11 protein-coding genes are annotated in these 11,875 nt (G+C 55.5%); 2 read left to right on the top strand and 9 right to left on the bottom strand.

The features are described from left to right. Positions 1 to 56: 56 nt before the first annotated feature. Entirely contained in the window at positions 57 to 1,466 is a 1,410-nt protein-coding gene (locus tag WIH05_RS02605; RefSeq protein ID WP_337424930.1) for a serine hydrolase domain-containing protein, read from the top strand. On the opposite strand, the gene WIH05_RS02600 is transcribed toward WIH05_RS02605, so the two are convergent. The 4 genes from WIH05_RS02600 to WIH05_RS02585 are packed head-to-tail and all read right to left on the bottom strand — an operon-like array spanning position 1,463 to position 4,783. Continuing rightward, entirely contained in the window at positions 1,463 to 2,404 is a 942-nt protein-coding gene (locus WIH05_RS02600; RefSeq protein ID WP_022274503.1) for an AEC family transporter, read from the bottom strand. The two genes, WIH05_RS02605 and WIH05_RS02600, sit on opposite strands and share 4 nt — an antisense overlap. Before the next feature lie 30 nt (positions 2,405 to 2,434). Then, the gene (locus tag WIH05_RS02595) at positions 2,435 to 2,878 is read right to left on the bottom strand and encodes a DUF1934 domain-containing protein (RefSeq protein ID WP_022274502.1); all 444 of its coding nucleotides are present in this window, start codon (positions 2,876 to 2,878) and stop codon (positions 2,435 to 2,437) included. A gap of 9 nt (positions 2,879 to 2,887) precedes the next feature. Next, positions 2,888 to 3,709: a glutamate racemase gene (gene murI, locus WIH05_RS02590; protein WP_022274501.1), complete on the bottom strand. Its 822-nt coding sequence runs from the start codon at positions 3,707 to 3,709 to the stop codon at positions 2,888 to 2,890. 9 nt (positions 3,710 to 3,718) lie between these two features. Beyond that, the gene (locus WIH05_RS02585; RefSeq protein ID WP_022274500.1) at positions 3,719 to 4,783 is read right to left on the bottom strand and encodes a D-alanine--D-alanine ligase family protein; all 1,065 of its coding nucleotides are present in this window, start codon (positions 4,781 to 4,783) and stop codon (positions 3,719 to 3,721) included. Between the two features lie 169 nt (positions 4,784 to 4,952). Between WIH05_RS02585 and WIH05_RS02580 the strand changes: the two genes are divergently transcribed. After that, the gene (locus tag WIH05_RS02580) at positions 4,953 to 5,717 is read left to right on the top strand and encodes a stage II sporulation protein R (protein ID WP_022274499.1); all 765 of its coding nucleotides are present in this window, start codon (positions 4,953 to 4,955) and stop codon (positions 5,715 to 5,717) included. On the opposite strand, the gene WIH05_RS02575 is transcribed toward WIH05_RS02580, so the two are convergent. The 5 genes from WIH05_RS02575 to WIH05_RS02555 all read right to left on the bottom strand — a co-directional run bounded on the left by WIH05_RS02575 (position 5,714) and on the right by WIH05_RS02555 (position 11,866). Beyond that, the gene (locus WIH05_RS02575; RefSeq protein ID WP_022274498.1) at positions 5,714 to 5,917 is read right to left on the bottom strand and encodes a DUF3791 domain-containing protein; all 204 of its coding nucleotides are present in this window, start codon (positions 5,915 to 5,917) and stop codon (positions 5,714 to 5,716) included. The genes WIH05_RS02580 and WIH05_RS02575 overlap by 4 nt on opposite strands. A gap of 3 nt (positions 5,918 to 5,920) precedes the next feature. Continuing rightward, positions 5,921 to 6,160 carry a hypothetical protein gene (locus WIH05_RS02570; protein WP_022274497.1) on the bottom strand — a complete coding sequence of 80 codons (240 nt, stop codon included), beginning with the start codon at positions 6,158 to 6,160 and terminating at the stop codon, positions 5,921 to 5,923. Positions 6,161 to 6,191: 31 nt separating this feature from the next. Beyond that, positions 6,192 to 7,430 (bottom strand): TolC family protein, encoded by a 1,239-nt coding sequence (locus tag WIH05_RS02565; RefSeq protein ID WP_337424929.1) that lies wholly within the window; start codon positions 7,428 to 7,430, stop codon positions 6,192 to 6,194. 28 nt (positions 7,431 to 7,458) lie between these two features. Further along, entirely contained in the window at positions 7,459 to 8,709 is a 1,251-nt protein-coding gene (locus WIH05_RS02560; RefSeq protein ID WP_022274495.1) for a hypothetical protein, read from the bottom strand. Positions 8,710 to 8,827: 118 nt separating this feature from the next. Next, positions 8,828 to 11,866, bottom strand: coding sequence for an efflux RND transporter permease subunit (locus WIH05_RS02555; RefSeq protein WP_337424928.1), 3,039 nt, complete (start codon positions 11,864 to 11,866; stop codon positions 8,828 to 8,830). Between the last annotated feature and the right edge of the window lie 9 nt (positions 11,867 to 11,875).

Genomic DNA, 11,875 nt, shown 5'->3' with positions numbered 1-11,875 from the left:
TGTTGTCAGCAGCCCGTTTCACGGTCTGCGTGTAGTTCCTTGTAAACTGACCTAACCTGGAGAACCAGCTGAAGATCAAAAACGACAGCATCCTGCACGTGGCCTCCATCTCCAAGGAGTTCACCGTCCTCTCCATCCTCCTTCTCTGGAAGGAAGGGAAGCTGGGCCTGGACGACGATATCCGTAAATATGTGGGAGAATATATCAACATCGAAGAGCCCATTACCGTGCGCCAGATGATGAACAATGTCAGCGGCCTCAGGGACCAGTGGGAGCTTTTATTCATGCGCAGCATCACCATCAATGACCAGATCACCATGGACGACATCAACACCACCATCCGGCTCCAGAAGCACTTAAACTTCAAGCCCCAGTCCAGATATCTTTACAGCAACACGGGCTTCCATCTTCTGGCGCTGATCGTTGAAAAGCTGTCCGGCATGAGTTTCCCGCAGTTTGCCAGAGAACGGATCTTCAAGCCTCTCGGCATGGAGCACACCTTCGTCCGGGAAAGCTACACCCAGATCGTTCCCAACCTGGTCTACTCCTACCAGGACGACGGCGACGGAAATTACTATTATAATCCCTTAAACTATTGCGTTTACGGCCCCACCTCCGTCAATACATGTGCCTCCGATCTCAGTAAGATCCTGGACGAGTACATCCATCCCCAGGTCATCGACCCGGAGATCATTGCCCTGATGAAGACCCCGGCCATCTTAAGCGACGGAACGGCTGCGGAATACTGCGGCGGCCTCATGACCCATAAGCTCCACGGACTGGATGTGTTCGGCCACGGCGGCGCCGATGCCGCTTACCGCGGACAGGTATCCTGTATCCCGGAAAAGGAGCTGGAGGTGATCCTGTTAAGCAATACCACCACCCGCGTCATGGCAAAAATGGCCGATAAGGCTGCCTGCATCGTTCTTGGGCTTCCGGACTGCACCGAGCCCGCTGTGCCGGAGCACAAAGAGGCTCCCGCCCATGCCGGTCTGTTTGCCGCCGCCCTTCCCGATGATCCGCTGTTTGTGAACATCCTGGACCATGACGGAACGCTCTTTATGAAGAGAGAATGGTGCGAAACTGAACTGGTCAGGACCGAAGACGGCGGCTACCGGGTCGGCACTCTGGACGAGGTGATCTACTTCACAGAGGAAGGGATCCTTTACCGCCTTCCGGCCCGCGTGGTAAAAATGACGCCGGTCTCCCCGGCCGATCCCTCTCTTTTTGAGGAAGGCCATTACTACGATGAGGAGACTGACGCCCACGTTACTCTTGAAAAAACAGAAAACGGCTGCGCCCTCTGTATGCTCCGTTATGGAAAATCAGAGCTTTACAGGAACGCAGCCGGAGAAAACATCTTCAGCTTCGGCCCGGATCTTACGATGTATGTGAAGCCGGAAAACGGCTCCCTCATCCTGGACGGAGGCCGGATCAAAAATATCGTACTGAAGAAGGTGGACTAGATCAGTCCCACACTCTTCATAAAGAAGATCCACCCAAACAGGGTCCCAACGGCGACGACGGTGCTGATGACCACGAACTGGCCAGCCAGCTCGCCGTCGCCGCCCATGTTCTGGGCCATGGGATAAGAGGCAGCAGCCACCGGCGTTCCGTAGATCGCCACCAGAAGGAACAGCTCCAGATCCCGGAGGCCAAAGGCGTAGCCCAGGGCCAGCATCACCGCAGGAAGCACCAAAAGCTTTAAGGACAGGGCCGGTACCAGGTATTTCAGGTTGCCGCGGATGGCGTTGAAGTGAAGTGTCCCGCCCAGGACGAACAGGGCCACTGGCGAGGTGGCGTCCGCAAAGGCCGCAATGGGCGTTAAAAGGCTCTTGGGCACATGGATGCCCAGGAAGAAAAACAGAAGACCCACCACGGCCCCCTGGAGCAGCGGATTTTTCACCACATTGACCAGGATCGTCTTCACGTCTGTTTTCCCTTCTGAATTGAACATTTCCAGGATCACCACAGAAGTCGTATTATAAATGGTAATTACCACAGTCACCACCATGGCCGCCACAGAGGAGGCCACATCCCCGAACACAGAAACAGTCAGAGGAAGACCGAACAGGACGAAATTGCTCCGGTAAATGGCCTGGATGATCACGCCCCTTCTGGGATTCTCCTTTACCAGCCTGGGGACCGTGAGCACCAGGATCACCTCCAGCACCAGGATGCTGACGCCGCAGAAAATCAGCATCACCGGTCTGGGAAGGGAACTGGCGTCAGCCTTATAAATGTTATAGAAGGTCATAAACGGATAAAAGACCTTAAAAACCATCTTATTCAGCTGCTGGAGAAAGTCCTCCTTTACCACTCCCTTGATCTTCATCACATATCCGAAGGTAATGTAACAGAGAAATGGGACAACCGCGTTGACCGCTACCAAAAAGCTTTCCATATTCTGTCTTCCTCTCTTTCTTCTCCGTCCTTAATCCAGGCTCCAGGGACCATTTCCCTTATCCCTGGCGTAAATTTCAAGGCCGCAGCCGGAAATGTATTCGCCGTTCATTTCCAGGGCATAGGAAATGACGATCCCCATGGATGTCTCATCCTCCTCCACCTCCAGGGCTGAGGTGGTGATCCCCAGGATGATCAGTCCCACCGGCGTCATATAGTTGCACATGTGCTTTTTCCCGCACTCAAAGGTCATATGGGTGTCCACCAGTCCCCGCTTGGTCACCTCCACCTTATCCGGCCAGATCTTCACGATATTGTGGGTCTGGTCTCCGCCCTCCACAATGGTCTCATCATAGATCAGATATTTTTTTCCATTCTTTTCATTAAAGGTCCCCGCAGTGATCATCTCGATCACGTCATTCTCGTCGTCCATGAACTGGGTCCCCTTGACTCTTACCAGAACATCTTTTGTCATCTGTTGCTCCTAATATTTCTCAATGTCGATCAGCATGGTATCCTTCACCTTCCCGGGAAGGATAAACCCGGCAAAGGAGCTGAATTTTTCTGCCATATCGCTCACATAAAACTGGTACTTTTCCTCCACCCGGACCTCCTGGTCCCCGTCGCAGTCCATCTCCATGGACCGGAGAAGGGTCCTGAGCTGCACCGCCGTCTCATAGGCCGGATTCACCAGAGTCACCTCGTCTCCCATGGTGCGGGCGATGGTGGAGCGGATCAGAGGATAATGGGTACAGCCCATGACCAGGGTATCGATGTATTTTTCCTTCAGCACCGACAGATACCGGGAGGCGATCTCGTCCGTCACAGTATCGTGGAGAAGCCCCTCCTCCACCAGAGGAACGAACAGGGGGCAGGCCTTTCCGAATACCTCCACCGCCGGATTCATGCTTTTTAAAACAGAGGAATACGCTTTGCTGTTGATGGTCCCGTCGGTCCCGATCACTCCGATCCTCCCGTTTTTTGTGGCGGAGACCGCCGCCCTGGCCCCGGCGTTGATCACGCCGATGATGGGGATATCCTCAGACCGTCTCAGGGCGTCCAGGGCATAGGAGGACGCCGTATTGCAGGCGATGACGATGGCCTTCACTCCCTTGGACCGCAAAAAGCGCATGATCTGCTCCGAAAAACGGATCACCGTATCCTGGGATTTTGTCCCGTAGGGAAGGCGGGCCGTATCCCCGAAATAAACGATCCTCTCGTCCGGAAGCTGGCGCATCACCTCTCTGGCCACCGTGAGCCCTCCCACGCCGGAATCAAAGATCCCGATGGGTGCGTTCTTATCCATAATAAGCGCCTACCTTTCGTAGCGCTTGAGCGCATGTTCCAGAAGATCATCCACCAGTTTCTCTTTTCCCACGCCTCTGGCCTCCCAGAGCATGGGGTACATACTGATGGCCGTGAAGCCGGGCATGGTATTGATCTCATTGAAGACCACCTCCCCGTCCTCCTTTACGAAGAAGTCCACCCGGGAAAGGCCATAGCCGTCCACAGCCTTAAAAATACGCACTGCCGACTCCCGGATCTCCTCCGCCGCGTTTCCCGGAAGCTCCGGATCCACCACGGTCCTGGAATCGGAATTATAATATTTGGCGTCAAAATCATAGAAATCGGCCGCCGCCAGGATCTCTCCCACGCCGGAGGCCCGTACCTCCTCTTTTCCTCCGCCAAAGACCGCGCACTCCACCTCGTGGCCCACGATCATCTCCTCCACCAGGATCCGCCGGTCATGGAGCGCCGCCTCCTTAAGGCCGTTTTCCAGGGACTTCCGGTCGTCGGCCCGGGACACGCCCCTGGAGGAGCCTGCGTTGGACGGCTTTATGAACACCGGATACGGAAACGCGTTCTCTACCCGCTTTGCCACCTGGTCCATCTGTTCCAGCTCTTCCTTCATCACCGGCACGTATTCTGCCTGGCGAATCCCCAGGTCCTTTACGATCAGCTTCGTGGACAGCTTATCCATGGACACGGCGGAGGCTAAGACGCCGCAGCCCACATAGGGGATCTGCGCCAGCTCCAGGATCCCCTGGACAGTGCCGTCCTCCCCGTAAAGGCCGTGGAGCACCGGGAACACCACGTCCACCGGGATCTTTTCTGCCTTTCCGTGGCGGATCACCCATAAGACCTTTTCTGTGGCGTCCGGGGAAAGAACGGCTCTGGAGCCGCTGGTCCTCCAGGTGTCATTTTTCACTTCATCCAGAGAGTCCACCTTAAGCCAGCGGCCCTCCTCTGTGATCCCCACCAGGATCACATTGTATTTTTCCTTATTGATATTGGCTGCCACATTCTGGACAGACATACAGGAGACCACATGCTCCGAAGACTGCCCGCCAAACAGGGCTACCACATTTAATTTTTCCATATTGATCTGCTGCTTCCTTTCATGGTTGATGGGCCGGAAGAGCCTTCCATGGGCCGGACGGAGGATCTCCTCCCTCGCCTGTTCTCTCCGCGGCGTCAATTCGTTTAAATTATAGCACAACAGGCAATAATTACAAATAGCAAAATCGTATAAAAAACTGGAGGAGCCCATGAAAAAGAAATGGTATATCTGCCTGTCCATGACACTGGCACTGATGGTCTTTTTAACGGCCATGAACGGTCTGAGGAGAAAGGAGGAGGCCCTGGCCTCGCGGATCGCGCCAAAGGTCCTGCGGTTCCATGTGCTGGCCAACAGCGATTCCCCTAAAGACCAGGCTTTGAAGCTGGAGGTAAAGGACCTCCTTCTGGATACCATCCGCCAGGGCCTGGAATCAGAAACGGCGCAGGGGCCGGAGCAGGGCGCAGGAGATCCTCCGCCGGAAGGACCCGGGACAGAGGCGGGAGACGGCCTTACAAAAGACCAGACAGCCTCCTACATCCTGGAGCATAAAGCATTTCTGGAGGAGACGGCGGAAGCATACATGAAAAGCCGCGGCTTCTCCTATGGCGCGGATATCCGCCTGGAGCGGTGTCTGTTCCCGGAAAAAACCTACGGGGACATGACCTTCCCGGCGGGGACCTACGACGCGGTCCGGGTGCTTTTAGGGGAAGGAAAGGGGAAAAATTTCTGGTGCGTCCTCTATCCCTCCCTCTGCTATGTGGACAGCACCCACGCCGTGATGCCGGAGGACTCCAGGGACCAGCTGAAGGCCCTGCTTCCCGAGGACGATTTTTCCGCCCTCATGCGGGCCAGGCACCCGTCCGCACTCCGCCTTCCCGGGCATGAAAAAACGGGACAGAGGGCGTCAGAGGACGCTCTGCCCCGCGTTACGGTACGGTTTAAGCTGGCGGAAATACTCGGCAGGAGGAATTAATCTGAACTGCCGCTGATATAATCGTCAATATCCTGTACGATACAATGGTCTCCCATTGTATGGAGTGATTCAAAATACTTTATAATATATCTGTAAACACCATGTTCATCAAAGAGCCTTGCCACATCCGCACCGGAGAGTCCCTTAAAATGACGGTACCGCTCCATGCAGTAGACCAGGAACGCTAATTCTCTGCTCATCGCTTATGCCTCCTCCGGGTAATCATAGGAGCCTGTTAAAAGCTCGTCCTGATACATGGTATACAGGGTCATGGGGCCATAATGCCACAGCTTGGACGTTTCATCCGAAAGCTCCTGATAGAGCCTGGACTGATAAAAACGGGAGATTGCCTTCTCACCGTCCACATTACTGTTTTTCGTGATCTGCTCAATAACAGGCGGCACAATAATCGCCAGCATTGCACTGAACTGATCTTCACTCATACCAGCTCCCTCCCTTCCGGTCATTTTCTTCCTAGGACACGCTCAGATTCCCCTCCACCGCCTGGTCATACGTCTCCATGGCCTGGAACAGGGCCAGATCTGCCGTTTTCACAGCCGTCTCCTTTGCCGCATAGGAATTTTTCTGCTGGAGGTATTCCAGACGTCCGATGGTGCCCACGGACATTTTCCGGTCCGCCGCCTCCATCCTGGTCTTTTCCAGCTCCAGGGCTGCCACGGCAGTCTGGTATTCATTTCTCTTCTGGAGCACCTGGTTATACAGGTTTTCCAGGGATGAGGAAATGGCCGCCGTCTGGTCCTCAATGGTACGGGCCATATTCTGCTGCTCCACAGAGCCGTCTGTAAGCTGCTCATAGCTCAGACGGTTGTATTTTAAAGTGTAGTTATTGTCGATGGCCGCCTGTTTATCGGCTGCCGGATCCATGGTGCCGATCCGGGAAAGATCTGCTTCCGGCACCTTCCGGATCTCCGGATTCCCGTTATACTCCCATCCCAGGAGCGTACACAGGCTCTGGCGCAGCTTCACCTCGCTGGCGTCCATGGCGAGCCTTCCGGCCTGGGCTGACTCTAGGTTCTGTCTGGCCGTCAGCACTGCGTTTTCCGTTGCCAGTCCCAGGGACGCCTGGGTCTGGGTGGACTTATAGACCTCCTCCAGGAGGGCGATGGAATCCTCCAGGCTCTCCTTCTGGAGCAGAAGCTGCTCATAGCCGATCATGGCGCTCTGGGCCCCGGATACCAGTGCCGCCCGGGTACTGTCCACCATCTTTACCTTTAGCATCTCCGGCGTCACTGCGGACAGAGAATCGGCCGACAGCGTCATCTGCTCTGCCTGCTGGGACAAAACCTCCGAGGAGTACACCAGCTCCGCGTACGTTCCCGGCGTTACCATATTCTGGTATCCCAGAAGATCCTCAAAGGTGCCGGCCATACCGGAAAGCTGCCCTGCCTGGTCCGCCAGGCTGCCGGAGCCTTCCATGATCTGGTTCTTCAATTTATCCACATCTTTATAATCGTCCTTGGTATCCGAATACGTATCCTTTACGTTTTTTAACGTCGGGTTATAAGTATCCACCAGAAGTCCGATCTCCTCATATTCCAGGACGTTGTCCTGGATCCGCGCCATAGTAGCGTCGTCGTAGGGCTGTCCCGGCCCCGGCACAAACTCCTCCGCGTACGCCGGTACGGTCCAGGCCAGTGAAACAGCCAGCGCCGCCGGGATCACCCGTCTTCCCATCGTCATTTTTCTCATCATTCTATCATTCCTTTCCGGGTCCCGCCCGCTACATGGCTCCCTGGCCCTGGGCTCCCGAGGCCAGCTCCATCATGCCCTTTACGGCCCATTCGTAGTCCTCCATGGCTCCCGTTAAAGCCAGGCTGGCTTCCGTAAATTCCGCCTCCGCCGCCAGATAGGCGCTTTCCGCCGTCAGATATTCCTGGCGACTCATCATACCCAGGGCGTTTTTCCGGTCTGCCGCAGCTTTGTCGGCCCCATCGGCCGCAAACTTGGTCTTTGCCGCCTCATAGGCCGCCTGCTTCTGGAGCACATCCTTATATAAGAGGTCCAGGCTGGTCCGCACCTCATTTTCCTGGTCCTTAATGGTCCGGGCCTTGGCCACAGCCCCTCCCTGGGACGAGGACGACGCCATCCTGGTGTCGTAAAGGGTCACATTATTCTCAATGGCCTTGCTGATATCTGCCGCCGGATCATAGGATGCGATCCTTGCCAGATCCGGCTCCGGCACCGGCTGGATCACCGGGTCTGCATCGTAACGCCAGCCCAGCATCCGGATCAGCGTCTGCTTCTGATCCTTCTCTTCATTTTCTGCCGAAGAAGCCGCCGCCCGGGCAGAATTTAAGGCCTCCTCCGCCGCCAGCACGTTTTCTGCCGAATAGAGCCCCAGCTCCATCTGGCGCTTTGCCGCCTCATACGTAAGCTCCGCCATTTCCAGGGACTTTTCCGCCGCCTTCGTCTTAAGCTCCAGGGTCTCATGGTCCCGCATCATGGCGTTCACAGTCTTCACTGTGTTGTTTTTTGAGATCCGCAGGGCCCTTAGGGCCGAAGCCCCCGAGGCAGACCGGCCTTTGGCCGCGTCCTCCAGATCCTTTGCCCTGGCCCGGAGGATCCGCACGTTGTTCCTGTACTCCTCATACTCCTGCTTCGTGATGCTGTCCTTCTCATCCTCTGCCGTATCCGCCAGGGTCTCCGCCTCCTGGCGCAGGGTCTCTGCCACGCTTAAAAGCTGGTCCTTTGTGAGTCCCGTGGAGCTTCCCGGATTATAATAGAACTGGTCCAGCTGTTTCTGGTAAGCGCTGTTATACCGCTCCACCAGTCCCGGGATCTCCCAGTATTCCAGGGTATCGTCTGCAAAGCTGGCCAGTGCGGCCTCGTCATATTCCGTCACAGGCGATTCCTGGACTGCCACCGTGGCCCGTGCCGTCAGAAGACCGGTCCCGGGAACGCTTATGATCCCGCCCAGGGCCGCTGCAAAAACCAGGAACCCTGTTTTTTTCCATGGTCGTATATCCTTCATGGGATCTTCCTCCCTTCTTTCCCTTTTTAAGCATATACAGAAAGGACCGGAAACGCAATAAATTTTCTCTTACGATTTCTTTCGTTTCTGGTCCTTTTCTTATGATCTTACGCCCTTATCAGTCGTAGTCCGGCTCCTCCTTGGGCTTCCGGTTCATGAGTCTGTAATAGACCGGCAGCATTAGGAGCGCCAGGACTGTGGAGGCGATGAGGCCGCCCACATCCACCAGAGCCAGGCCCTGCATCATCTCTCCCGCATCGCCGTAGGCCAGGGCCATGGGGATCATGGCCACGATGGTGGTGAGGGTCGTCATCAGCATGGGACGGATACGGGTGGCTCCGGCCTCAATCACCGCCTCGTCCAGATCCATTTCATTCCGATACTGGTTGGCGGTGTCCACATAGAGGATACCGTTGTTTACCACCGTTCCCACTAGCATTAAGAAGCCCAGGAGGCTCACCATGCTGATGGGACTGTCTGCCAGCCAGAGGAGGCCGAAGGCTCCGATCAGGGAGAACGGGATCGTGGTCATTACCATGATGGAGAACTTGGGTGACTCGAACTGGGCCGCCATGACCACAAATACCAGGAACACGGCAATGGCAATGGCCTGGCCCAGGGAAGAGAATTCCTCATTCATCATCTCGTCCATGGTATTCTGCTGCATGGAGACTGATGCATTTAAGTATTTCCCGATGACCTCCTCCCGGAGCTTCCCGTCTGTGGAGAGATCCGCCTCGTCGGTCAGCTGGCCGGAAATAGTCACCTGGTACTGCTTGTCGCTCTTCATGATGCTCTGGGGGCTGTCCTTGAAGCCGATCTCTGCAATATCGGTCAGTGCCACCATGCTTCCTGTGGCCGTGGGAAGGACGATGCCCTGGAGCTTGTCGATGGTATCGTACTGGTCATCCCCGTATTCCACCTTTACGCTTAAGTCGTTTCCGTTAACGTTCAGAGTGGTGGCCTCTGTCCCGCTCAGCATGGCATAGACCTGGCCGGCCACCTGGGCCGGAGCCAGTCCCTCTGCTGATGCCTTCACCGGATCCACAGAGATCTTCACCAGAGGCGCGTCATTTTCCAGGGATGAATGGACATGGGTCACCTCCGGTCTGGCCTGAAGTTCTTCCACAATGGCATCAGATACCTCCTTCAGCTCATCGTACTGGGTGCTGACTAAAATGTAGCTCACCTGGTCCGCCTGGTTCATGGTCATGGTGGAGCCCAGGGAACTCTGCTTTTCCAGGGAAATGGAGCAGTCCGGCCACTTCTGCAGCTCCCGCTTCCATTCTTTTAATACCTGGTCTGTCTCTCTGGATTTATCATCCTTTAAATAGGCTGTAATGGATGCGCCGCTTCCTCCCATGGAAAGCCCCGAGCTTCCGTAGGACAGCATATAAGAATCCAGGTCTGCATCCTTCGTGATATAATCCTCCACCTTCACCAGCACATCGTTGACCCGGTCAATGGTCAGTCCCGGCTGGGTCTCCACGGTGATCCCGATGATGCCTGGGTCGTCAGCCACCATCAGCTCCATCTTCAGCTGTCCGGCCATCATAAAGGACAGGACCAGAAGGACCACCGAAGTGATCATTACCAGGGCCTTGTGGCGCAGGAGCTTCCTCACCAGGCTCCGGTAGCCGTCCTGCATGGCCCGCAGCATCCGGGAAGCCGGATTTTCTGTTTTTTCTTTCGGACGGTAAAAGGTATAGCATAAAGGTACGATGGTCATGGCGGAGATCAAGGATGCCACCATACAGAATACGATGGTAAAGCCCAGAGGCTTGAACATCTGTCCGCTCATACCCTTGATCAGCGCCAGGGGGATGAACACGACGCAGGTAGTGACCGTACCGCCAATGATGGATTCCAGAACGGCCTTTGTACCGTCTAAGGCCGCATTCCTGGCCTCCACAAAGCCTCCCCCCTTTGTATTCCTAAAGCAGCTCTCCAGCACCACAATGGAGTTATCCACCATCATTCCCACGCCCAGGACCAGGCTGGACAGAGTGATGACGTTCAGAGAGAAGCCCATGGCCTTCATAAGGATCAGGGCCGCCAGGATGGACACGGGAATGGAGGTTCCCACGATCAGGGATGCCTTCATGTCGCCAAAGAACAGCCAGATAATGACCATGGAGACCACAACGGCCATGATCATGGTCTGGAACACGCTTTCCAGGGAGCTGGAGATGGATTCGCTGCTGTCGTTGATGACCACCACCTCCAGAGCCGGGTCATCAGCCTTCAGATCATCCACGATCTTCAGCACATCCCTGGACACCTCCATGTTGCTGCTCTCCTGGTTTTTCTTGATGCCCAGGGCGATGGTGTCCTTGCCATTATAACGGCCGATGCTGCTTTTTTCCTCCAGAGTGCTGTAAACCTCCGCCACGTCCTCCAGGTAGATGATGTTTCCGTTTCCCAGGGTAATGGGGATCTTCTTTAAAAGCTCAATGGTATCGAAATCAGTGCCCGAGGTCACAGAAAGCTTTTTGTTTCCCACAGTGGTGCTGCCGATGGGCATGGAAAAATCGGCGGAGCCCACGCACTGGGCGATGGTGTTCATGTTCAGATGGTACTGGGCCAGCTTTTCCGGGATCAGCTCCACCTTAATATATTCCTCCTGGCCGCCGCTGACGTCCACGCTGGCCACAGAGGACAGCTTCTCAAACTCCGGAACGATCCGGCTGTCCACATAGTTGTAAAGGTTATCCGTCTGCTCATTGTTGACCGCCAGGGTGAGGGCCGGAGTATCGTTGATGTCCATCTCGATGATGGTGGGCGTCTGCACGTCCTCCGGGAATTCATTTGCCAGGCCGTCCAGCTTTTTCTTCAGATCGTCGTAGGCCTTATCCATGTCTTTGCCGTACTCGTACTGCAAGAGCACCAGGCCGAAGTTTTCTGCGGACATGCTGGTGATGGTGTCCACGCCCGTCAGAGTGCCGATCTCATCCTCGATGGGCTTTGTGACCAGCTCCTCCACATCCTCGGGACTGGCTCCCGGATAAACGGCGTTGACCACCAGCATGGGCATCTCCATTTCCGGCGTAAGCTCCAGCTTCGAGGAAAATACAGAGGAAAGACCGAAGACGATGAGGCACAGCACAACCAGGACCGTTGTGACCGGCCGCCTTAATACCTGTTTTGTCAAACCCATATCTGTGCC

Origin of the sequence: Alitiscatomonas sp. (assembly GCF_037242085.1) — a bacterium.
GTDB lineage: Bacteria > Bacillota > Clostridia > Lachnospirales > Lachnospiraceae > Alitiscatomonas > Alitiscatomonas aceti.
The sequence above is the reverse complement of the archived record's forward strand: the minus strand, read 5'-3'. Positions and strand labels throughout refer to the sequence as shown.

Excerpts from the sequence above, each read along its gene's own strand:
- WIH05_RS02600 (WP_022274503.1), bottom strand. The coding sequence starts at position 2,404 with ATGGAAAGCTTTTTGGTAGCGGTCAACGCGGTTGTCCCATTTCTCTGT.
- WIH05_RS02595 (WP_022274502.1), bottom strand. The coding sequence starts at position 2,878 with ATGACAAAAGATGTTCTGGTAAGAGTCAAGGGGACCCAGTTCATGGAC.
- murI (WP_022274501.1), bottom strand. The coding sequence starts at position 3,709 with ATGGATAAGAACGCACCCATCGGGATCTTTGATTCCGGCGTGGGAGGG.
- WIH05_RS02585 (WP_022274500.1), bottom strand. The coding sequence starts at position 4,783 with ATGGAAAAATTAAATGTGGTAGCCCTGTTTGGCGGGCAGTCTTCGGAG.
- WIH05_RS02580 (WP_022274499.1), top strand. The coding sequence starts at position 4,953 with ATGAAAAAGAAATGGTATATCTGCCTGTCCATGACACTGGCACTGATG.
- WIH05_RS02575 (WP_022274498.1), bottom strand. The coding sequence starts at position 5,917 with ATGAGCAGAGAATTAGCGTTCCTGGTCTACTGCATGGAGCGGTACCGT.
- WIH05_RS02570 (WP_022274497.1), bottom strand. The coding sequence starts at position 6,160 with ATGAGTGAAGATCAGTTCAGTGCAATGCTGGCGATTATTGTGCCGCCT.
- WIH05_RS02565 (WP_337424929.1), bottom strand. The coding sequence starts at position 7,430 with ATGATGAGAAAAATGACGATGGGAAGACGGGTGATCCCGGCGGCGCTG.
- WIH05_RS02560 (WP_022274495.1), bottom strand. The coding sequence starts at position 8,709 with ATGAAGGATATACGACCATGGAAAAAAACAGGGTTCCTGGTTTTTGCA.
- WIH05_RS02555 (WP_337424928.1), bottom strand. The coding sequence starts at position 11,866 with ATGGGTTTGACAAAACAGGTATTAAGGCGGCCGGTCACAACGGTCCTG.